19 protein-coding genes, 3 rRNA genes and 1 riboswitch are annotated in these 20,828 nt (G+C 65.3%); of the genes, 15 read left to right on the top strand and 7 right to left on the bottom strand.

The genetic code is table 11. The features are described 5' to 3' along the window. The 5 genes from ACY65G_RS30115 to ACY65G_RS30135 all read right to left on the bottom strand — a co-directional run. A 16S ribosomal RNA gene (locus tag ACY65G_RS30115) occupies positions 1-115 on the bottom strand; the annotation flags it as partial. Between the two features lie 362 nt (positions 116-477). After that, positions 478-1,248, bottom strand: coding sequence for a phosphatase PAP2 family protein (locus ACY65G_RS30120; protein ID WP_465000959.1), 771 nt, complete (start codon positions 1,246-1,248; stop codon positions 478-480). Next, on the bottom strand, positions 1,217-2,857 hold the full coding sequence (locus ACY65G_RS30125; RefSeq protein WP_465000960.1) for a phosphoethanolamine transferase: 1,641 nt from the start codon (positions 2,855-2,857) through the stop codon (positions 1,217-1,219). The genes ACY65G_RS30120 and ACY65G_RS30125 overlap by 32 nt, the downstream gene beginning before the upstream one ends. Before the next feature lie 78 nt (positions 2,858-2,935). After that, positions 2,936-4,228: a sensor histidine kinase gene (locus ACY65G_RS30130; protein ID WP_465000961.1), complete on the bottom strand. Its 1,293-nt coding sequence runs from the start codon at positions 4,226-4,228 to the stop codon at positions 2,936-2,938. Next, entirely contained in the window at positions 4,221-4,904 is a 684-nt protein-coding gene (locus tag ACY65G_RS30135) for a response regulator transcription factor (RefSeq protein WP_465000962.1), read from the bottom strand. The genes ACY65G_RS30130 and ACY65G_RS30135 overlap by 8 nt, the downstream gene beginning before the upstream one ends. A gap of 41 nt (positions 4,905-4,945) precedes the next feature. On the opposite strand from ACY65G_RS30135, the gene cobT reads away from it, so the two are divergent. The 15 genes from cobT to ACY65G_RS30210 all read left to right on the top strand — a co-directional run bounded on the left by cobT (position 4,946) and on the right by ACY65G_RS30210 (position 20,331). Then, positions 4,946-5,977, top strand: a complete 1,032-nt coding sequence (gene cobT / locus ACY65G_RS30140) for a nicotinate-nucleotide--dimethylbenzimidazole phosphoribosyltransferase (protein ID WP_465000963.1) — start codon at positions 4,946-4,948, stop codon at positions 5,975-5,977. A 2-nt stretch (positions 5,978-5,979) separates the two neighbouring features. Continuing rightward, positions 5,980-6,744: an adenosylcobinamide-GDP ribazoletransferase gene (locus ACY65G_RS30145; protein ID WP_465000964.1), complete on the top strand. Its 765-nt coding sequence runs from the start codon at positions 5,980-5,982 to the stop codon at positions 6,742-6,744. After that, a complete protein-coding gene (locus ACY65G_RS30150) occupies positions 6,735-7,292 on the top strand; it encodes a histidine phosphatase family protein (RefSeq protein ID WP_465000965.1) in 558 nt (185 codons plus the stop codon). Before ACY65G_RS30145 ends, ACY65G_RS30150 begins: the two co-directional genes overlap by 10 nt. 21 nt (positions 7,293-7,313) lie before the next feature. Beyond that, a riboswitch (cobalamin riboswitch) is annotated at positions 7,314-7,546 on the top strand. Between the two features lie 71 nt (positions 7,547-7,617). After that, positions 7,618-9,471: a TonB-dependent receptor domain-containing protein gene (locus tag ACY65G_RS30155; RefSeq protein ID WP_465000966.1), complete on the top strand. Its 1,854-nt coding sequence runs from the start codon at positions 7,618-7,620 to the stop codon at positions 9,469-9,471. A gap of 72 nt (positions 9,472-9,543) precedes the next feature. Next, positions 9,544-10,566, top strand: a complete 1,023-nt coding sequence (locus tag ACY65G_RS30160) for a FecCD family ABC transporter permease (RefSeq protein WP_465000967.1) — start codon at positions 9,544-9,546, stop codon at positions 10,564-10,566. Continuing rightward, complete coding sequence (locus tag ACY65G_RS30165; protein WP_465000977.1) at positions 10,566-11,339, top strand: ABC transporter ATP-binding protein; 774 nt, start codon at positions 10,566-10,568, stop codon at positions 11,337-11,339. Before ACY65G_RS30160 ends, ACY65G_RS30165 begins: the two co-directional genes overlap by 1 nt. Continuing rightward, a complete protein-coding gene (cobO, locus tag ACY65G_RS30170) occupies positions 11,336-11,956 on the top strand; it encodes a cob(I)yrinic acid a,c-diamide adenosyltransferase (protein ID WP_465000968.1) in 621 nt (206 codons plus the stop codon). Before ACY65G_RS30165 ends, cobO begins: the two co-directional genes overlap by 4 nt. Beyond that, positions 11,956-13,257, top strand: a complete 1,302-nt coding sequence (locus ACY65G_RS30175; RefSeq protein WP_465000969.1) for a cobyrinate a,c-diamide synthase — start codon at positions 11,956-11,958, stop codon at positions 13,255-13,257. Before cobO ends, ACY65G_RS30175 begins: the two co-directional genes overlap by 1 nt. Continuing rightward, positions 13,254-13,811: a bifunctional adenosylcobinamide kinase/adenosylcobinamide-phosphate guanylyltransferase gene (cobU, locus tag ACY65G_RS30180; protein WP_465000970.1), complete on the top strand. Its 558-nt coding sequence runs from the start codon at positions 13,254-13,256 to the stop codon at positions 13,809-13,811. Before ACY65G_RS30175 ends, cobU begins: the two co-directional genes overlap by 4 nt. Next, positions 13,805-14,761, top strand: a complete 957-nt coding sequence (locus ACY65G_RS30185; RefSeq protein WP_465000971.1) for a CobD/CbiB family cobalamin biosynthesis protein — start codon at positions 13,805-13,807, stop codon at positions 14,759-14,761. Before cobU ends, ACY65G_RS30185 begins: the two co-directional genes overlap by 7 nt. Then, the gene (gene cobD / locus ACY65G_RS30190) at positions 14,754-15,740 is read left to right on the top strand and encodes a threonine-phosphate decarboxylase CobD (RefSeq protein ID WP_465000972.1); all 987 of its coding nucleotides are present in this window, start codon (positions 14,754-14,756) and stop codon (positions 15,738-15,740) included. The genes ACY65G_RS30185 and cobD overlap by 8 nt, the downstream gene beginning before the upstream one ends. Beyond that, entirely contained in the window at positions 15,737-16,621 is an 885-nt protein-coding gene (locus tag ACY65G_RS30195; RefSeq protein ID WP_465000973.1) for a cobalamin-binding protein, read from the top strand. Before cobD ends, ACY65G_RS30195 begins: the two co-directional genes overlap by 4 nt. 1 nt (position 16,622) lies before the next feature. Next, positions 16,623-18,065, top strand: coding sequence for a cobyric acid synthase (locus tag ACY65G_RS30200; protein WP_465000974.1), 1,443 nt, complete (start codon positions 16,623-16,625; stop codon positions 18,063-18,065). Between the two features lie 87 nt (positions 18,066-18,152). Beyond that, on the top strand, positions 18,153-19,610 hold the full coding sequence (locus ACY65G_RS30205; RefSeq protein ID WP_465000975.1) for a DHA2 family efflux MFS transporter permease subunit: 1,458 nt from the start codon (positions 18,153-18,155) through the stop codon (positions 19,608-19,610). Positions 19,611-19,689: 79 nt separating this feature from the next. Next, positions 19,690-20,331, top strand: coding sequence for a glutathione S-transferase family protein (locus tag ACY65G_RS30210; protein ID WP_465000976.1), 642 nt, complete (start codon positions 19,690-19,692; stop codon positions 20,329-20,331). A 59-nt stretch (positions 20,332-20,390) separates the two neighbouring features. Here the strand turns inward: ACY65G_RS30210 and rrf (ACY65G_RS30215) are convergent. Together rrf (ACY65G_RS30215) and rrf (ACY65G_RS30220) are read right to left on the bottom strand one after the other, a co-directional pair. Then, positions 20,391-20,503, bottom strand: a 5S ribosomal RNA gene (rrf, locus tag ACY65G_RS30215). Between the two features lie 121 nt (positions 20,504-20,624). Further along, positions 20,625-20,737 (bottom strand): 5S ribosomal RNA (rrf, locus tag ACY65G_RS30220). Positions 20,738-20,828 lie beyond the last annotated feature (91 nt).

A 20,828-nucleotide genomic window follows, 5' to 3' on the forward strand; every position in this document is an offset into this window, starting at 1 on the left:
ATTACTCACCCGTTCGCCACTCGTCAGCGGAGCAAGCTCCCTGTTACCGTTCGACTTGCATGTGTAAAGCATGCCGCCAGCGTTCAATCTGAGCCAGGATCAAACTCTTCAGTTTAATCTCTGTTTTATGTCGTTTCCGACATGGTCACTCACTCAAATAACTGACGAATCATCCGAAGATGATTACGTTTATTACTTGTGTGAGCGTTTGTTGCTATATTTTGAGCATTCCGGACCGGAGTCCGGAGGCACATCGCATCAAACGCCCACACTTATCGACTGTTGATTGTTAAAGAATTCTGCCCAAGTATTTCAACTTCGGGCTTGCTGCGGATCCTTCGGATCCGGCGACAAAGCGTTGTGTTTGTCAGCAGCAGAGAGATGAGATTATGCGGTGTTTCGTGCAGCTCGTCAACCCCTCGGTTTGTTTCGCAATGTTTCAGCAGCGATTCAAACGACTGTCGCATCGTTTCGTTTTCACTCATACGCTGCGGCAGGGACGGAATTATAGCCAGTGGCTTTCGGCCTTGCAAGCCCCTTCGCATTCATTGAATAAATAACCAGAACCATGGCGCAGGCGATCCATGCGGACCATAACGTATGGGTCAGGAAATGCGCACCGCGCAACTGCTGCATCCAGCCGACGATTATCCCGATCAACAGCATGACAATCGCAACGCCGATGCCCTTCCTCCGACTGTGCGGCCACCAGAATGCCGCGATCGAAACCAGCCATAGCGCACTCGATGCGTGTCCGGCCGGCATGCAGTGCCCTGGACTGGCGGCGGCAGGCATCCATTCCAGCAACCGCACATACGGCTCGGAACCGCCATAACGCTGCAAATCCCAAGGACAGTGGGAAGTACTGAACCGTTTGAACACGGTAATCACGGATGGCACCAGTACGGCCGACATGGCGACAATTCGCAGCCCGACCCGGCGTGATTCGCTCCAGTAACGGGAAGGCCTCGCCGCATCCCACGCGGCCAGCACGACTGCCAGGGCCGCAATTGCGGACAGTACGGTCTTGAGAATCACATGATTGAATGACTCTGTCAGCCACGCGTGCTGCATCGGGAAGGTGCGCGTCGCTTTGTCGAAGGCCAGATCGGCCAGTGCCAGGTCGAGATCCGTGAACTGACCGACCCACAGGATCAGCAGGGCAGACACCAGCAAGCCGCAAACCGCAGTCGAACCATCCCGGAAACGCACCACGTCAGTTACCACGCGTACAGGGGTGGATGACATCGAGCTTTGGGTTATAGACGGCCGTGCTCACATTCAGCATCCCCAGCACCGTATGAAACACGTTATCGTGCGAAAACGGCTGGTCGGCGCGGGCCGCCAGGCAATTGTGATCGATATGGAATCGCTGGCGGAAGCCATCGGACAACCACAGCATCATCGGCACCTGTCGCTGCTCGGCCGGAGAAATGATATAAGGCGCCCCATGCAGGTACATATTGTGCTCGCCCAGCGATTCGCCATGGTCCGAAAAATACAGCATGCCCGTATCGACGCCATCTTCCACGGCGGCGGCACGCAGCAGGTCGATCGCTCTGCTCAATACCAGGTCGGTGTACAGGATCGTATTGTCGTACGCATTCATGATCGATTCGCGCGTGCATTCCTCCAGCTCGTTGGTCTGGCAAACGGGCCCGAACCTGCCGGATCCGGCCGGATAACGCTTCCAGTATTCAGGGCCATGGCTGCCTTTCTGGTGCAGCACAATGACCATATCCCGCTTCGAGTCACGGATCATTTGCCGCAATCCTTCCAGCAAGCGCTCGTCGTAGCATTCCTCGGGCCCGCATGACGGATCGCCGGGCCGTGGTTGCGACACGTCCTCATAACGCACCCGGTCGCAGGCGCCCTTGCAGCCGGAATTATTGTCACGCCAGAGAACGTCGAAGCCGGCATGCTGCAGCACGTCCAGCAACCCTTCCCGGTTGCTTGCCTTGTCGGCCGTGTAGCCATCGCGGCCGAGATTGGAAAATACGCAAGGCACCGACACCGCTGTCGCCGTGCCGCATGAACCCACATCGCGGAAATTGACGAGGCCAGCTTGCGCCGACAGGTGCGGATTCGTCTGGCGGCCATAGCCATTCAGCGAAAAATTCATTGCCCGCGCGGTTTCGCCCACGACGAGAATCGTCACCGTTCGCCTGCCCGGCATTGCCCATTTGATGCCGCGGCTCGCATCCGTGCCCAGTGGTGCGATCACGGCCGGCGTCGCCCATTTGCGCTTCAGGTAGCCGTGCGTTGCCTGGAACATATTGGTGGGCGTCAGCAGGAAACGCAGCTCGCGGTGCTCGCGCACGGCTGGCGCCAGCGTCTTGAAAAGCAGTATCAGCAGCCCGGCAATCGCCAGCAACGACAGCGCGACTGTGCCCAGCTTCAGCAGCAGATCGCGCCGCACCGGCAAAAATCGCAACGGCAGCCGCCATACCAGCAGCGAAGGCAGGACACCCAGCAGCGTGACAGTCTGCAGCATCTGCCAGCTCAGCAGCTCCTGCGCTTCCCGGGAATCCGTCTCCACCACGTTCTGCACCATCGACGCGTCGATCGCCACCCCGTACCGGCTCATGAAATACGACGCCGCCGAGGCACCGAGGAACAATGCAATCAATACCGGCTTGATGACAAACCGAAAATTGACCAGCGTAAGCACCGCATTGAACAGCAATACAAGGGCGACGAACGCGCCGGCGTAAACCGGCAGGTTGCCGAGCCTGATTCCGCCTGTGGCGGAAAAAAACGTTTTCCAGAAGCTGCCGTTATAGGCCAGAACCAGGAAGGTCGAAGCGCACAGCGTCAGCATGGGGGCGCCGATGCGCGGCAGCGTGGAATTTTTCACCGTTGAAACTCCGGAATCGAAGCATCAACGATATCGCGTGGCAAGTAAACGTCGCGTCAAGCACCGGTTAAGCACGGGTTAACGCACAGCGGAGCCTTCATGGGAAACAGGGCTGGCCTGTACGGCGCCATCGGGAAACCTGATTTCAATGCAACTCCCTGCCGCCACTTCCCTGAGCAGGAGCGTTGCACCAAGATGGGCGCAGATACGCTGCACGAGCCCCAGCCCCAGGCCGGTGCCCGACGAGCCCCGCGCATCGGCGGGAATCGGCTCGTTACGCAGGCGCGCCCGGGCTGCCGGCGGCAAGCCCGGGCCAGTATCCTCGACGATCACGCTGCGCCCTTCCAGCCGCACTTCAACGTGCCCCTGCTCCGTGTACTGGCAGGCGTTGCGCACCAGGTTGCCGATTGCCGCCAGCACCAGTTCGCGCACGCCATGCAGGACAAAGTCTTCGCCACCGCCATAGCGCAGCTGGACAGGGCGGGCGGCGACGAGCCCCTGGTTTTGCGAAACCTCCTCCAGCGCCAACGCCTGCGCCTCCATGCGAGACCACTCCAGCCGTTCCGGCGAACGCGCGAGCCGCAAGAGCATGGACGTGACGTCGCTGGCATTGCGCGCGGCACGGTAGATCCGTTCGGCCGGCGCATGCAGCACCGGATCGTGCCCGGTCTGCGCCAGCAATACCTCGGCTGCGCCGGCGATCACCGTCAGCGGCGTGCGCAGTTCGTGGCTGACATCGCCGGTGAAGAAGCGCTCGCGGTCAAGGAACTGCTTCAGCTCCGCCGTGTGGCCGGCGATCGTGCGCGACAGCAGCCCCAGTTCATCACCGCGCTCCTGCAACGGCAATTGCGCCGCGCGCGCATCCACGGCTTCGGCCAGTTCGACGATCGGGTTGACGATGCGATTGCCCAGGAAGCGGCCCAGTATCACGGCGAAGCCCATGAAACCCAGGAACGCCACCGCGAACATCGAATAGACCACCAGCTCGATCTTTTCATAGGCGCTGTCGTGGTCGACCACGGCGAACTCGCCTTCCGCGTTCCGGCCCTTCAGCACATGCAGGTCGACGCCATCGACCGTTACTTCATGCACGCCTTCCTCCAGGAGCCGCAAGGAACGGGGAATACCCGCCTCGACGTGGTAGCTGAGGCCCGCCGGCATCTCCACCGGCAAGTCGCCCGCATGGCGCGGACCGGCCCAGGCGGCTACCTCTTCCAGGCGCTCGTCGACAAGGCGCACCTCGATGCCCTCGACGGCCAGCGCGGCGATCACCGCGAACAATATCGACGACACGGTGGCAAACGTCAGGTACGCCCGCGTGATGCGCCTGCGCAGCGATTCCTTCCTTTGCAGCGGATCCTGTTTACCCATCGGCTGCCACGAGCTTGTAGCCGATCTTCGAGATCGTGTGCAGCATCGGGTGGGGGAATGGCTTGTCCAACGCCTGCCGCAGGGCGTGGATATGCACGCGCAACGCATCGGTATCGGGCGGATTATCGCCCCACACCTCGTTCAGTACCTGCTCGCGCGACACCACTTTCGGCGCCTCCCGCATCAGCAGCCGCAGGATCGTGTAGCCGGTTTTCGTTAGCGCCAGCGGTCGGCCGGCGCGTTTCGCCTCGAACGTTTCGGTGTTGAAGGTAAGGTCGCCGAACGCCAGCACGGCGTTCGCGGCATGCGTGCCCTTGGCCCGCCGCACCAGCGCCTTCAGACGCACCTCCAGTTCGACCAGGGAAAACGGCTTGACGAGGTAATCGTCGGCGCCGCTGTCGAAGCCGGCCACCTTGTCTTCCAGCGTGTCGCGCGCGGTCAGCATCAGCACCGGCATGTCCTTGCGCAGCTCACCGCGCAGCTTCTGGCACAGTTCAAGACCGTTCAGGCCGGGCAGCATCACATCCAGCACCACCGCGTCGTATTCGTGCTGGGCGGCCAGCGCCAGCCCGCCGTAGCCATTGGCCGCCGAATCGAGCACATGCCCTTTTGGCTCAAGAAAGCCATACAGGTTGGCAACGATGTCCGGGTTGTCTTCAATGATGAGGATGCGCATCGCCCCATTATAATTCGCGCTTTCCCATCGGACCGCCTCCCATGAACCTGCCCCACATCGCTTCCACGGCCGATGCCGAGCTGGCAGCACGCCTCGCGCACGCCATCGACAACAAGACCAAGCCGCCGGGCAGCCTGGGCATGCTGGAAATACTGGCGCGCCAGGTCGGCCTCGTCCAGCGTACCACGGCGCCGGCGATCGACGCGCCGGCCATCCTGGTCTTCGCGGGCGACCATGGCGTGGTGGCCGAAGGCATTTCCGCCTTCCCGCAGGACGTGACATGGCAGATGGTCGAGAACTTCCTGGCCGGCGGCGCCGCCATCAATGTGTTCGCGGAGCAGACCGGCTGCATGCTGCAAATCGTCGATGCCGGCGTGGCGCACGACTTCGGCCCCCGCGCCGGCCTCGTGGACCGCAAGATAGCCCACGGCACCCGCAATTTCGCGGTGGAGCCGGCGATGACGGCCGAACAGTGCACCCAGGCGCTCGCGCATGGCGCGGCACTTGTCGACGAGCTGCCGGGCAACGTGATCGGCTTCGGCGAAATGGGCATCGGCAATACCACGGCCGCGGCCGCGCTGATGCACAAGCTGACCGGCATCCCGGCCGCAGCGTGCGTGGGCGCCGGTACCGGCCTGACGCCGGAAGGCGTGCTGCACAAGGCGCGCGTCATCGAAGCGGCCACCGCACGCCATGCGGGCGTGACGGCACCGCTGGAAGTGCTGGCCACTTTCGGTGGTTTTGAAATCGCCATGATGGCCGGTGCCATGCTGCGCGCGGCCGAACGCCGCATGGTGCTGCTGATCGACGGCTTCATCGTCACCAGCGCCCTGCTCGTGGCCGCGCGGCTGCAGCCGGCCATCATCGATTACTGCGTGTTCGCCCACTGCTCCAACGAGAACGGCCACCGGCAAATGCTCGAAGCGCTGGGCGGCAAGCCGCTGCTGCAGCTCGACCTGCGCCTGGGCGAAGGCACCGGCAGCGCGCTGGCCCTGCCGCTGCTGCACGCCGCCGTCAATTTCCTGAACCGCATGGCCACGTTCGCCTCGGCCCAGGTCAGCGAGAAGAGCTAAACATGCTGCAGGTGCGGCTGTTCTTCATCGCGCTGCAGTTTTTCACGCGCCTGCCCATCCCGCGCTGGGTGGGCTTCGAGCCGCACTGGCTGCACCACGCCTCGCGTTACTTCCCACTGGTCGGCCTCGTCGTCGGCGTCATCGTGGCGGCCATCTACTGGGCCGCCGCGCAGGTGCTGCCGCCGGCGATCGCCGTGCTGCTCTCCACCGCGGCCGGCATCTATCTCACCGGCGCCTTCCATGAAGACGGCTTCGCCGATACGTGCGACGGCATGGGTGGCGGCCTGACGCGCGAACGGGCGCTGGAAATCATGAAGGATTCGCGGATCGGCGCCTACGGCGCGATCGGCATCATCCTGCTGCTGGCCATCAAATGCGCCGCGCTGGCACATCTGCCACCGCTCGCGACGGTCGCTGCTTTATGTGTCGCGCATCCGCTGTCCCGGCTGATGGCGGCAAGCCTGATCTGGCGCATGGACTATGCCCGCACCGAGGGCAAGGCCAAGCCGATGGCGCAACAGATGACCGGCACGGAGTTCACCATTGCCACGCTGAGCTGCGTGCCGGCCGTGGTGGCGGCAAATGCCCTGGGCTGGCTCGACTGGCGCGGCATCGCCCTCGGCATCGTGGCGATGGTGTTCGTCACGCTGTGGTTTGCCCGCAAGCTGCGCCAACGGCTTGGCGGCTACACGGGCGACTGCCTCGGTGCGGTCCAGCAGATGGCCGAAGCGGCGTTTTACCTGTGCGTGCTGGCGCGATGGAGCTGATCCTCGTGCGCCATCCGCGCCCGGTCGTGGCCGACGGCATCTGCTACGGCCGCAGCGACCTGCCGGCCGATCCGGACGAGCTGGCGCGCGTGCATGCGGCCCTCCGTGCCGGCGGCCTGCCGGGAGATGCACCCGTCTTTTCCAGCCCCCTGCATCGCTGTGCCGATCTTGCCCGGCTGCTGTCGGCCAGCGTGATCTTCGACGCCAACCTGGCCGAGATGGATTTCGGCAGTTGGGAAGGGCGCAGCTGGAACGATGTCCCGCGCGCCGATGTCGACGCCTGGGCGGCCGACCTGCTCCACTACCGGCCCGGCGGTGGCGAGACCGTGTTCGAGGTGGCCCTGCGCGTTGCGGCCGCGCTCGATGCGATACGGCGGCACGGCGCCGAGCGCGCCATCGTCATCTGCCATGCCGGCACCATGCGCCTGCTTGCCGCGCTGGCCGACGGCACGCCGGCCGGGCAGGCCGCGCTTGCCGCCGCCTCGAAGGCGCATCGCATCGGCTACGGCGAAACCCTCCGCCTGGAGCTTCACCGAATCTTTTCGTGATACGGGCCTTTGCGCGATACCTTATAATTGCGCGGTTTTGGTGCCCGCGTTCGAGTCCTCGAGCGCAGTTAAACGGGAAATACGAAGCCCGATCCGCTGATCGGCCAACGTATGCTGCCCCCGCAACGGTAAGCAGGCAGCCGCGCGCGAACTTCGCAGCGGCAGCCGTCCGCGACAACCACTGTGCAAACGCATGGGAAGGTCGGACGGTGATGCCCGCCAGCCCGGATACCGGCCAAACCAGGTGGAGCCACGCACGGCGTGCGACTCTGTTCAATCCGGCCTGCGGGGACGTTGGCCGGTTGCTACTTTACAAAGATTTGCCATGACCTCTTCCGTAGCATCCCAGGCGGCGCTCGCGTCGCTGGCGCTCGCCATTGCCGCGCCGGCCGCCCACGCCCAGGCCACCGCCATCGATTCGATCATCGTCACCGCCACCCGCACCCCGCAGCTGGCCAGCGAAGTGATCAGCGATACCGTCACGATCACGGCCGAGCAGATCGCCAACTCCGGCGCAGGCTCCATCACCGAACTGCTGCAGCGCCAGCGCGGCCTCGAAGTCACCCGCAACGGCGGCCCCGGCGCCGCATCGAACGTATTCATCCGCGGCGCCAACGGCAACCAGAGCGTGGTGCTGGTGGACGGCATCCGCATCGCCTCCGCCTCGACCGGCTCGGCCAGCTGGAACGGCATTCCGCTGTCGGCCATCGACCGTATCGAGATCGTGTACGGCCCGCTGTCCACGCTGTACGGTGCCGACGCGATCGGCGGCGTGATCCAGCTGTTCACGAAAAAGGGCGAAGGCGCACCTTCCATTTCCGCTTCGGTTGGCGGCGGCAGCGACAAGACGTTCGCGGCCGATGCCGCGGTATCCGGCGGCACGAACCAGTTGAGCTACGCGTTCTCCGTCTCGAAGGAACGTTCGGACGGCTTCTCCGCCACGCGCCGGCCCAGTTCCAGCTTCGATCCGGACGACGACGGCTACGACCGCAAGAGCGCAGCCGGCCAGGTGGCCTACAAGCTGGCTCCCGGCCATGAGCTGGGCGCCATGTTCCTGTACACCGATACCGAATCGGACTACGACAGCGCGAACTTCGATGCCTACAGCACGCAGAAGGTGAGCAATGTGGGCATCTATGCCCGCAACCAGCTCTTGCCCTTCTGGACGATGCTGGTGCAGGCGTCGCAGTCGCGCGACAAGTCCGGTTCGTTCTATGACGTGGGCCCGTTCGGCTCCAGCCAGATCGACACCACGACCAGCACGTTCACGCTGCAGAACGATTTCCGCATCGGCAGCGACAACCTGCAAGTGCTGTACGAACACCGCAAGGAAGAACTCGACGGCTCGACGGCCGCCCTGAACCGCGCGCGCCACACCAACGCGTTCGCCGCCAACTACAGCCTGAAGCGCGGCGCGCACCTGGCCAACGTGGGCGTGCGTCACGATAACAACTCGGAATACGGCTCGAAGACCACCGGCTCGATCGGCTACGGCTACCGCTTCACCAGCGCGCTGCGCGCCGAAGCCAGCTTCGCCACCAGCTTCCGTGCACCGTCGTTCAACGAACTGTATTACCCGGGCTACGGAAACAAGGACAACAAGCCGGAGGAAGGCCGCAATGCCGAAGCGGGCCTGCGCTACGACGACGGCAGCACGAAGCTGGCCGCCGTCTACTACCACAACAAGCTGGACAACCTGCTGCTGAACACCAGCCCGTGCCCCTTCCCCGATACGACGGAACAGAAGTACCAGTATGGTTGCGCCTACAACATCAACAAGGCGCTGCTGGAAGGCGTGTCGCTGTCGGCCGAGCGCCAGATGGGCAACCTGCTGCTGATCGCGAATGCCGACTTCCAGGACCCGAAGGACGAGACCACCGGCAAGCGCCTGCAGCGCCGCGCCAAGCGTCACGCCAACTTCGTGGCCGAGTACGACATGGGCGCGGTGCGCGGCGGCGTGGAGTTCCAGCTGTCTTCCGGCCGCTACGACGACGCGGCCAACCGCAACCGTCTGCCGGGCTACGGCACGGTGAACCTGTATGGCACGTACCGCTTCAACCAGGACTGGTCGGCGCTGGTACGCTGGAACAACGTGGGCGACAAGGATTACGAGCTGGCCCGCTATTACCAGACCGGCGGCTCGAACGTGTTCGCCGCGCTGCGCTACGGCTTCAAGTAATTCCCGTATCAAACCAGTAGTGCTAAGCTGCCGGGCGCGTCGATGCGCCCGGCGCTTCATCCACAGGCAGACATGCATCCACTTTCCGCCCACCTGCGTTACCGCACCGGCGTGGTCACCGCCGCCCTGCTGCTGGCGTCGATCGCCAGCCTGCTGTTCGCGGGCGTCACGGGCTCCGTTGCCATACCGTTCGCCGACCTGCCCGGCGCGCTGCAAGAATTACTCAATGGCCGCGCCGAGACGCTGGCCGCCACCCTGCTCGACCTGCGCGCCAGCCGCGCGCTGACCGCTTTCGTGACCGGTGCCACGCTGTCGCTGGCCGGCGTCATGATGCAGACTCTATTGAGGAATCCGCTCGCCGACCCCTATGTGCTCGGCATCTCGGCCGGTTCCGCCGTCGGCGCCCTGCTGGCGCTGATGCTGATGTGCGCCGCATGGATGGTCGACATGACCGCCTTCATTGGCGCGATCGCCATCTCCATGCTGCTGTATGTGCTCGCACGCCGCGACATGCGCGGCGGCAGCGCCGCCGAGGGCGGCACCGCGCTGCTGCTGTTGACCGGCACGATCCTGTCCGCCGGTTGCGCGGCGCTGATCATGCTGATGCTGTCGATCGCCCCCGAAAGCCGGCTGCGCAGCATGGTGTTCTGGATGATCGGCGACCTGTCCGGCGCGCCGCTGCGCTGGCTGCCCTGGATCGTGCTGGCCGGCGGCCTGGCGTTCGCGCTGCGCACGGCCCGCTCGATGAACGTGCTGGCCCTGCATGCCGAAGCGGCCAGCACGCTGGGCATCCGCGTGGGCGCATTGCGCAAGGGCCTGTTCTTCTGTTCCGGCCTGCTGACGGCCAGCGCGGTCACCACCGCCGGCAGCATCGGCTTTGTCGGCCTGATCGTGCCGCATGCGTGCCGCTTCGCGTTCGGGCCGGACCACCGCGTGCTGATCCCGGCCGCCACGCTGGCCGGCGGCGCCTACCTCGTGCTGGCCGATACGCTGGCACGCACCGTCATCGCGCCGCAGCAGCTGCCGGTGGGCGTGGTGACCGCGCTGATCGGCACGCCCGTCTTCCTGTATCAACTCCATCGGCTGCGCAAATGATGATCGCCACCGACAACCTCAGTTTGACCATCGGCTCGCGCGTGCTGGCCGAAAAACTCGACTGGCAAGTCGCCGACGGCGAATGCTGGAGCGTGATCGGCCGCAATGGCACCGGAAAAAGTACCCTGATGCGCACCCTCGCCGGCTTGCGCGAGCCCGATGGCGGCCGCGTGCTGCTGCGCGGCCGCGCACTCCGGGACTGGCCGCTCGAAGCGCTGGCCCGCGAGCGCGCCTTCCTCGCACAATCACGCAGCGACGCGTTTGCCTACTCGGTACTGGAAACGGTGCTGTCCGCCCGTCACCCTTACCACGGCAAGCGTTACTGGGAAGACAGCGACGACCACACGATCGCAATGCGCATGCTCGCCGCGATGGAGGTCGAGGACCTGGCAGCGCGCGACGTGCGCACGCTGTCCGGCGGCGAGCGCCAGCGCGTGGCCATCGCCGCCCTTCTGGCGCAGGACACGCCGCTGCTGCTGCTCGACGAGCCGGCCAACGCGCTGGACCTGGCGCACCAGGTAAGCGTGATGGGTTTGCTGGCGAAACTGTGCCGAGAACAGCGCAAGACCATCGTCATGATCGGCCACGACCTGAACCTGGCGCACGGCATTTCCACGCACGCCCTGCTGCTGATGGGCGACGGCCGCTGGCTGGCCGGCCCGCGCGACGACGTGATGCGGGCCGACATCCTTTCCGACTATCTGCACCACCCGATCGAAACGGTGCGCCACGGCGCCCGCACGATCTTCATTCCTACAGAGGCCACCGCATGACCACTCCCGACGACACCGCGGCATTGAACGAGCGCCACCGCGCGCGGATGGAACGCAAAAAGGCGATCATCGACGCGAAGATCGCTGCCGCCGACAAGCAGATCGGCATCATCATCGTCAACACCGGCAACGGCAAGGGCAAGAGCTCGAGCGGCTTCGGCATGGCGGTGCGCGCGCTGGGCCATGGCATGAAGGTGGGCATCGTGCAGTTCATCAAGGGTGCGATGGCCACGGGCGAGGAACGTTTCCTGCGCCGCTTCCCCGACGAAGTGAGCTTCCACGCGATGGGCGAAGGCTACACGTGGGAAACGCAGGACCGCGAACGCGACATCGCCAAGGCCCACGAAGCGTGGGAGCAGGCCAAGCTGTTCCTGGCCGACCCGGCCATCGGCATGGTGGTGCTCGATGAACTGAACATCGCGCTGAAATACCGCTACCTGGACGTGGACACGGTGATCGCCGACCTGCTGGAGCGCCCGCCCATGCAGCACGTCGTCATCACGGGCCGCGGCGCGCCGCCCGAGCTGATCGAGATCGCCGATACCGTCACTGAAATGAACGTGGTGAAGCACGCATTCAAGGCCGGCATCGGCGCGCAGGCGGGCACGGAGTGGTGATGGGTGCCCGCGCAGTATTGATCGCCGCCGTGGCTTCCGGCCAGGGCAAGACCACCGTCACGGCGGCACTGGCGCGCAAGCTGGTGCGCGCCGGCCGCCGCGTGCGGGTGTTCAAATGCGGGCCGGATTTCATCGACCCCATGGTGCTCGGCCGCGCCAGCGGCGCGCCGGTGGAATCGCTGGACCTGTGGATGGTGGGCCGCGAACGCTGCCAGCGGCTCCTGGCGCAGGCGGCGCAGGAAGCCGACGATATCCTGATCGAAGGCGTGATGGGCCTGTATGACGGCACGCCATCGGCCGCCGACTTGGCGCGCGAGTTCGGCGTGCCCGTGCTGGCCGTGATCGACTCCGGCGCCATGGCGCAAACGGCCGGCGCGCTGGTACACGGCCTGCGCGACTACGGCCCGGTCACGATGGCGGGCGTCATTGCCAACCGTGTCGGCAGCACCGGCCATGCCGCCATGGTGAAGGCGTCGCTGCGCGACATTTCCCTGTTCGCCACCCTGCCGAAGCAGGCCCGCTCGCTGCCGGAACGGCACCTGGGCCTGGTGCTGCCGGATGAAGTCGACGAAGTCGATGCGATCCTCGACGAACTGGCCGACCAGCTCGTATTCGACGAAGCCGCATGGGAAGCCTTGCCACTCGTGGAATTTTCTGCCCCTGTGCCGGAGGAACCCGTTGCGGCTGCGCTGGCCGGCAAGACCGTGGCGATCGCCCGCGATGCGGCGTTCGTTTTTGTCTATGCGGCCAATCTTGAAGTGATGCGGCGGCTCGGCGCCAGCATCGTGTATTTCTCGCCGCTGGCCGATGAACCGGTGCCGCCCGGGGCGGATGCCGTCTACCTGCCGGGCGGCTATCCCGAACTGCACGCGCCACGCCTGGCCAAGGCCGGCACCTGGCAAGCGTCGATCCGTGCTGCCCATGCGGATGGCGTGCCGATCCTGGCAGAATGCGGCGGCATGATGGCGCTGGCCGAGACGCTGGACGATGGCGCCACCGATGCGAACAACCCGTGGCCCATGGCCGGGCTGCTGCCGGGCCGCGTGCTCGTGCAGAAACGGCTGGCCGGCCTCGGGCCGCAGGCCATGCCCACGCCGCACGGCACGCTGCGCGGCCACACGTTCCACTATTCGCGGCTGGAGTCGGACGCGCCGGTGATGGAATACACCAGCAAGAACCCTTCCGGCGCGCAGGGCGAGGCGGTCTACCGGATCGGCTCCCTGACGGCATCTTATTTCCACGGTTATTTCCCGTCGAACGTGGCGGCGGTGGCGGCGCTGCTGTCGAGGCCCTCGCCATGAGCCGCACGCTCGTGCTGGGCGGCGCCCGCTCCGGCAAGAGCGCGCATGCCGAACGGCTGGCCGCGCAGTCCGGCAAGGAAGTCGTCTATGTCGCCACGGCCGGCGCCGGCGACGCCGAGATGGCGCAGCGCATCGCACTGCACCGCGCGGGACGGCAGGGCCAGTGGACCACGGTCGAGGAACCGCTTGCACTGGCGGCGGTGCTCGAACGATGGCGCGCGCCGCACCGGCTGGTGCTGGTCGACTGCCTGACACTGTGGCTCACCAACCTGCTGTTTGCGGACGGTACGGAATATCCGGACGTGGGCACGATCGCCCTGCCGCCGCGCTTCCATGACGAACGTGCCGCCCTGTTCGCGCAGCTGGGCCAGGATCACGGTGACGTTGTTTTCGTGTCGAACGAAGTCGGCATGGGCATCGTGCCGTTCGGTGCCGTCACGCGCGCGTTCGCCGATGAAGCGGGCCGCCTGAACCAGGCCGTGGCCGCAGCATGCGACAACGTTGTATTTGTCGCGGCCGGCCTGCCGCTGGTGCTGAAAGGCGCGCCATGCTGAGCGGGCTGTCGTGGCCCGAAGTCGCGGCGCTGCTGGCGGCCGGCGTGCTGCTCGACCTGCTGCTCGGCGAAGCACGGCGCTTCCATCCGCTGGTCGGCTTCGGCAACCTGGCCAACGCGATCGAGCGTCGCCTGAACAAAGGCAAGGGGCGGCTCGCGCGCGGTGCGCTGGGCTGGGCACTGGCCGTGCTGCCGCTGACGATATTGGCAGCGTGGCTGTGCGGCGTCGCCGGCGCCCTCGCCCATGCGGCGATGCTGTATTTCTGCATCGGCCTGCGCAGCCTGCGCGACCACAACCTGCCGATCGCCGCCGCGCTGCGTGGTGGCGACCTGCCCGCGGCACGCGAGCTGACTGGCCGCATCGTCAGCCGCGACACGTTCGATGCGAACGAAGCGGATCTCGCCAAGGCCAGCGCCGAGTCGCTGCTGGAAAACGGCAACGACGCCGTGTTCGGCACGCTGTTCTGGTTCGCCATGGCCGGCGGCCCCGGCGCCCTGCTGTTCCGCCTCGCGAACACGCTCGATGCCATGTGGGGTTACCGGAACGGGCGCTTCCTGTATTTTGGCCGGGTGGCGGCCCGCATCGACGATGCGTTGAACTACGTGCCGGCGCGGCTGACGGCGCTTTCCTATGTGCTGCTGGCGCCTGGCGCGATGGCCCGGCGCCTCGCATGGCGCTGCTGGCGCGAACAGGCTCCCGCATGGAGCAGCCCGAATGCCGGCCCGGTGATGGCCAGCGGTGCCGGCGCCCTCGGCCTGGCGCTCGGTGGCGCGGCGCGCTATGACGGCGAAATCGAGCAGCGCCCACCGCTGGGCCGGGGAGCCCCGGCAACGGCAGGCGACATCGACCGCGCATGGCGACTCGTGTGGCACACCACGCTGCTGTGGCTCGTGCTGTCCGCCCTGACTGCGGCGGCGATCGTGATGGCGTCGGGGGGATGGCATGCCTGAACATGGCGGCAACCTGCGCGACGCGGCGCGGCTGTATGGCCATGCGAACTGGCTGGATTTATCCGCCGGCCTGAACCCGCACTGGTATCCGGCGCCGGATCTGCCGGGCCATGCGTGGCACCGCCTGCCGGAGCGGGACGATGCACTCGTGGCGGCGGCCTGCCGCTACTATGGCGCGCCGCGCATGCTGGCGGTGGCGGGAACGCAAGCGGCGATCCAGGCGCTGCCGCGGCTGCGCGCGCCGTCGCGGATCGCAGTCTCGGCGCCATCGTATGCGGAGCACGCCCATCACTGGTCGCGTCATGGGCACAGCGCCCGCCTGGTGCCGTACACGGCGCTTGGCGAAGCGGTCGACAGCAGTGACGTGGTTGTCATCTGCAATCCGAACAACCCGACCGGCGCGACGGTCTCCCGCGAGGAGCTGTTGCGCTGGGCCGGCAAGCTGGCGGCACGGGGCGGATGGCTCGTCGTCGACGAAGCGTTCGCCGACGTGGACAATATGCACAGCGTGGCGGACGAGGCCGACCGCCCCGGCCTGGTCGTGCTGCGCTCGGTCGGCAAGTTTTTCGGGCTGGCCGGGTTGCGCCTCGGTTTCGTGGCCGCGCATGCCGAGCTGCTGGCGGCGCTCGACGAAGAACTGGGACCATGGCAGGTCAGCGGCCCCGCCCAGCTGATCGGCAAAGCCGCGCTGCTGGACGATACATGGCACCGGCAGACGCGCAAGGATCTGGACCGGGCCGGTAACCGGCTCGATGCACTGCTTGGGGCGCACGGCATCGTGTCTTCCGGCACGAGCCTCTTCCGCTGGTGGCCCGAGCCAGCGCCGGAAGCTTTTCATGAACACATGGCCCGGCGCGGTATCTGGGTGCGGCTGTTCCGCACCGGCCCGCGCGGCATCCGCCTCGGCCTGCCGCCGGACGAAGCGGGATGGTCGCGCCTCGCCGGCGCACTTGAAGAATGGACGAAGGAAACACGATGAAGAAACCCGCTTTGCTATCCACCCTGCTACCGGCCCTGCTGGCGGTTTTCTCCGCGCATGCGGCGGTATCCGTGCGCGATGACGATGGCAAGATGGTCACGCTGGCGAAGCCGGCCGAGCGCGTGATCTCGATGTCCCCGCACGTGACGGAGCTGCTGTTCGCGGCCGGCGCGGGCGGCAAGATCGTCGGGGCCGTCGACTACAGCGATTATCCGGAAGCAGCCAGGGCGATTCCCCGCGTGGGCAGCAACCGCGAAGTAGACCTGGAACGGGTACTGGCCCTGAAGCCTGACCTGATCGTGGTGTGGCGCCACGGCAGCTCGGAGCGGCAGGTCGAACTGCTGCGCAAACTGGGCATCCCGCTGTTCCACAGCGAGCCGACACGGCTCGACAGGATTCCCGACAACGTGATCGCGATGGGCAGGCTGACGGGAACGGAACCGGTAGCGGAAACGGCGGCGGCAGACCTGCGCAAGCGCCTGGCGGCGGTGCGCGCGAAGTACGCAGGCCGCCCGCCGGTGCGCGTGTTCTACCAGGTGTGGGACAAGCCCCTGTACACGCTGAACGGCGCGCACATCGTCAGCGATGCGCTGCGCCTGTGCGGCGGCGAAAACATCTTTGCGTCGCAAAAGACGACGGCGCCGGTCGTCAGCGTCGAGGCGGTGCTGAAGGAAGACCCCGAAGCCGTGTTCAGCACGGCCGAGAAGGAACAGGGCGGCGCGGCCATGTGGAAGCAGTATCCGAACATGCTGGCAACGAAGAACGACAACCTGTTCACGATCGACGGCCATCTGGTGAATCGCGCCGGACCGCGCATGGTCCAGGGTGCCGAAACGCTGTGCGAAAAGCTCGAGATCGCACGCCAGCACCGGAAGCGCTGACATGCAGTTCCCCTTCAAGACGCTGATGGTGCAAGGCACCACGTCCGACGCCGGCAAGACCACGGTGGTGGCGGCGCTGTGCCGGCTGCTGAAGCGCAGCGGTGTCTCCGTCGTGCCGTTCAAGCCGCAGAACATGGCCCTGAACAGCGCCGTCACGGCCGATGGCGGCGAGATCGGCCGCGCCCAGGCCCTGCAGGCGCTGGCTGCCGGCATCGCGCCGCATACCGACATGAACCCGGTGCTGCTGAAGCCTTCATCCGACATCGGTGCCCAGGTGATCATCCACGGCAAGGTGCGCGCCGAGATGAACGCGCGCGACTACCACCAGTACAAGACGGTGGCGATGGCGGCAGTACTCGAATCGCATGCGCGACTCGCCGCGCAATACGACGTGGTTATCGTCGAAGGCGCCGGAAGCCCCGCGGAGATCAACCTGCGCGACCGGGACATCGCCAACATGGGCTTTGCCGAAGCCGTCGATTGCCCTGTCATGATCGTGGCCGACATCGACCGGGGCGGTGTCTTCGCACACCTGGTGGGCACGCTGTCGTGCCTGTCGGAGAGCGAGCGCGCGCGCGTGATCGGCTTCGTCATCAACCGCTTCCGCGGCGACATCCGGCTGCTGGAACCGGGTCTCGACTGGCTGGAAGCGCAGACCGGCAAGCCGGTGCTGGCCGTGCTGCCTTACCTGCACGGCCTGTTCCTCGACGCGGAAGATGCGGTGCAGCCCACGCAGGAGCACCGCGGCGCGTTCCGCGTGGTGGTGCCGAGCCTGCCGCGGATGAGCAACCATACGGATTTCGACGCGCTGCGCGCCCATCCGGACGTGGACCTGCAATTCATCCGCGAAGGCCACGCCATTCCGCCCGCCGACCTGATCGTCCTCCCGGGCAGCAAGAACACGCGCGGCGACCTGGCCTGGCTGCGGGCACAGGGCTGGCCGCAGCGCATTGCCCACCACCTGCGCTATGGCGGCAAGGTGATCGGCATTTGCGGGGGCTTCCAGATGCTGGGGCAATCGGTCGGCGATCCGCTTGGCGTGGAAGGTGTGCCCGGTGATTCGCCGGGCCTGGGCCTGCTCGACATGACGACCGCGATGTCGCAGGAAAAGCGGCTGCAGCAGGTACACGGCCGGTGCGTGTTCGCGGACGCGCCCGTGGCCGGCTACGAGATACACATGGGTGTCTCCAGTGGCCAGGCGCTGGCGCAGCCGGCATTCGAGATCGACGGCCGCCCGGAAGGCGCGATGTCACCGGACAGCCAGGTGCTGGGCACCTACCTGCACGGCGTGTTCGATACGCCCGGGGCATGCTCCGCGCTGCTGCGCTGGGCGGGGCTGGGCAGCGACCGGAGCGTGGACCTGGGCGCGCTGCGCGAAGCGAGCCTGGAGCGGCTGGCCGATGCGACCACCCCATTGCTCGAGGCGCTGCTCCCCAGTAAGTAGGGGCACGGCGACTGCGCGCTTCGCGCTTTGCCGCTTTGTGCAACAATCGCTGGACGCATCTCATGCAGGCCTTCCTGCCGTCGTTCAATGTCCAGCCAAGAATCCATCACCAAGCGCTACCTGCCCTGGGTCGTTGCCTCTGCCCTCTTCATGGAGCAACTCGACTCCACGATCGTCAATACCGCCATCCCCAGCATGGCCGCAAGCCTGATGGTGACGCCCCTAAGCCTCAAGGCGGTCGTCACCAGCTATATCCTCAGCCTGGCGGTTGCCATTCCCGTCAGCGGCTGGATGGCCGACCGTTACGGCACGCGGCGCGTGTTCATGACGGCGATCGGCATCTTCACGGTGGCGTCGATCCTGTGCGGCCTTTCCGTGAATTCGCCGATGCTGGTGGCGGCGCGGCTGCTGCAGGGCTTCGGGGCGGCGATGATGATGCCGGTGGGCCGGCTGACGATCGTACGCACGTTCCCCAAGGGGGAGCTGCTGAGAGCCATGAACTTCGTGATCATCCCCGCCTTGATCGGGCCGTTGCTGGGCCCCACGGTCGGCGGCTTGATCGTGCACTGGATGTCGTGGCGGGAGATCTTCTTCATCAACGTGCCGGTGGGCCTGGTCGCGATCTGGCTGGCCCACAAGTACATGCCCGACTATAAAGGCGACGAACCACGGCCGCTCGATGTGATGGGCCTTATCCTGTTCGGTACCGGTGTCGCCCTGCTGTCATGGCTGCTGGAGATCTTCGGCGAGCACCGGCTCGACGTCACGTCGTGGGGCGTGCTGTTCGTGATTTCGGTCTGCCTGCTGGCCGCCTATGCCTGGCATGCCATGCGCGAGCAATTCCCGTTGCTGCGGCTGCAGTTGTTCAGGATCCGCACCTTCCGCGTTTCGGTGCTGGGTGGCTTCTTCACGCGTCTCGGTGTCGGTGGCCTGCCGTTCCTGCTGCCGCTGCTGTACCAGCTGGGCCTCGGCCTGCCGGCATGGCAATCGGGCCTGCTGATGATGCCCTCGGCCGCGGCGGCCATGTTCATGAAGTTTTTCTCGGCGCGGCTGCTGGCGAAATTCGGCTATCGGCAAGTGCTGATCGTGAACACGGCAATGATCGGCGTGACGATCGCGATGTTTTCGTTCGTCCAGCTGGGCACGCCGCTATGGGGGATCGTGATGCTGTCGCTGTGCCAGGGTTTCTTCAACTCGCTGCAGTTTTCCAGCATGAACACGATCGCCTATGCGGACGTCGACCAGAAGGATTCCGGCATGGCCAGCACGATGGCCAGCTCGATGCAGCAACTGTCGATGAGCTTTGGCCTGGCATGCGGTTCGCTGATCACAGGCTGGTACCTGGGCGACATGCCGCAGACGGACCGCGTGGTGTTGACGAGCGCCCTGCACCACGCCTTCCTCACGCTGGCTGGCTTGACAATCCTGTCGGCCGGCATGTTCTGGACGTTGAAGAAGAACGATGGCGAAAGCATCAGCCGCGGCACGAAGACCGCCGAGCCGGGAACGGTGGTAGCGGCCACGGAGCAGTCCGCGGCCCAGTAACCGCGATGGTGACAAGGTTATCGTCGCGGGGAGCACGCCTTCAATTATCATGACGATATGATAATCAACCGGAGGTTGCATGGTTCGTCTTCACTGCTTTGCCCAATCGGGAAACGCCTTCAAGGTGGCGTTCATGCTGCGTGCGCTGGATGTGCCGTTCGAGGCGGTCCACGTGGATTTCCTGAACGGAATCACCGCCGATCCAGCCTGGCGCGACGACCATAACGAAATGGGCGAAGCGCCCATCCTCGAAGACGGGCCGCTGCGCCTGACCCAGTCCGGGGCCATCCTGACTTACCTAGCGCAAAAGCATGGAAGGTTCGGCGGCGCCACCGAAAGCGAGCAGCTCGAAGTGCTGCGCTGGCTGCTGTTCGACAATCACAAGTTCACCAGCTACTTCGCCACCTACCGGTTCATGAAGGCGCTGGCGAAAACGGCGCCGGATCCTGCCGTGCTGAAGTTCCTGCTGGGTCGGATCGAAGGCGCCTTCAAGGTCGTCGACAAGCATCTGGCCACCCGCGAATACATCGTGGGCGACAACCCGACCATCGCGGATTTCTCGATGAGCGGTTACCATTTCTTTCCGCAGGAAGAAAGCGGCATCGACGTCGCGGCGCGCTGGCCGAATATCGGTGCCTGGGTCGAGCGCCTGAAGGGTATTCCAGGCTGGGCGTCGCCTTATGAAGTCATGCCGGGTGAGCAATTGCCGCCGCGGTGGTAATTAACGCACCAATAACGAAAAAAGCCGACCAGTTCACTGGTCGGCTTTTTTACTTACTAGTCTGACGATAACCTACTTTCACACTGGTTGCAGCACTATCATCGGCGCATTATCGTTTCACGGTCCTGTTCGGGATGGGAAGGGGTGGTACCGACATGCTGTGGTCATCAGACTTGACCTGCTCGGCTCGCGCATACGGCGCGGTGCCGGAATTCTGTTGTATTGCCTGGACTACTCTCACACTTGATGAAAAAAGCCACTGCGTTCACGCAGTGGCCTCTCTCGGTATAACAGCCTGACGATAACCTACTTTCACACTGGTTGCAGCACTATCATCGGCGCAAAGTCGTTTCACGGTCCTGTTCGGGATGGGAAGGGGTGGGACCGACTTGCTATGGTCATCAGGCATGACTTGTACGATCGATTGCTCTCAATGGAGCAGCAATCGATCTCAATCCGGAAGAAGTAAAGTTGGGTTGTAGTGTTCAACTACGTCT

This window comes from Pseudoduganella sp. jia 12 (assembly GCF_055502675.1).

Coding starts and splice junctions, on each gene's coding strand:
- ACY65G_RS30200 (WP_465000974.1), top strand. CDS start 16,623: ATGCAGTTCCCCTTCAAGACGCTGATGGTGCAAGGCACCACGTCCGAC.
- ACY65G_RS30175 (WP_465000969.1), top strand. CDS start 11,956: ATGGGTGCCCGCGCAGTATTGATCGCCGCCGTGGCTTCCGGCCAGGGC.
- ACY65G_RS30160 (WP_465000967.1), top strand. CDS start 9,544: ATGCATCCACTTTCCGCCCACCTGCGTTACCGCACCGGCGTGGTCACC.
- cobU (WP_465000970.1), top strand. CDS start 13,254: ATGAGCCGCACGCTCGTGCTGGGCGGCGCCCGCTCCGGCAAGAGCGCG.
- ACY65G_RS30145 (WP_465000964.1), top strand. CDS start 5,980: ATGCTGCAGGTGCGGCTGTTCTTCATCGCGCTGCAGTTTTTCACGCGC.
- ACY65G_RS30195 (WP_465000973.1), top strand. CDS start 15,737: ATGAAGAAACCCGCTTTGCTATCCACCCTGCTACCGGCCCTGCTGGCG.
- ACY65G_RS30165 (WP_465000977.1), top strand. CDS start 10,566: ATGATCGCCACCGACAACCTCAGTTTGACCATCGGCTCGCGCGTGCTG.
- ACY65G_RS30120 (WP_465000959.1), bottom strand. CDS start 1,248: ATGTCATCCACCCCTGTACGCGTGGTAACTGACGTGGTGCGTTTCCGG.
- ACY65G_RS30205 (WP_465000975.1), top strand. CDS start 18,153: ATGTCCAGCCAAGAATCCATCACCAAGCGCTACCTGCCCTGGGTCGTT.
- cobO (WP_465000968.1), top strand. CDS start 11,336: ATGACCACTCCCGACGACACCGCGGCATTGAACGAGCGCCACCGCGCG.
- ACY65G_RS30210 (WP_465000976.1), top strand. CDS start 19,690: ATGGTTCGTCTTCACTGCTTTGCCCAATCGGGAAACGCCTTCAAGGTG.
- ACY65G_RS30135 (WP_465000962.1), bottom strand. CDS start 4,904: ATGCGCATCCTCATCATTGAAGACAACCCGGACATCGTTGCCAACCTG.
- cobD (WP_465000972.1), top strand. CDS start 14,754: ATGCCTGAACATGGCGGCAACCTGCGCGACGCGGCGCGGCTGTATGGC.
- ACY65G_RS30130 (WP_465000961.1), bottom strand. CDS start 4,228: ATGGGTAAACAGGATCCGCTGCAAAGGAAGGAATCGCTGCGCAGGCGC.
- ACY65G_RS30185 (WP_465000971.1), top strand. CDS start 13,805: ATGCTGAGCGGGCTGTCGTGGCCCGAAGTCGCGGCGCTGCTGGCGGCC.
- ACY65G_RS30155 (WP_465000966.1), top strand. CDS start 7,618: ATGACCTCTTCCGTAGCATCCCAGGCGGCGCTCGCGTCGCTGGCGCTC.
- ACY65G_RS30150 (WP_465000965.1), top strand. CDS start 6,735: ATGGAGCTGATCCTCGTGCGCCATCCGCGCCCGGTCGTGGCCGACGGC.
- cobT (WP_465000963.1), top strand. CDS start 4,946: ATGAACCTGCCCCACATCGCTTCCACGGCCGATGCCGAGCTGGCAGCA.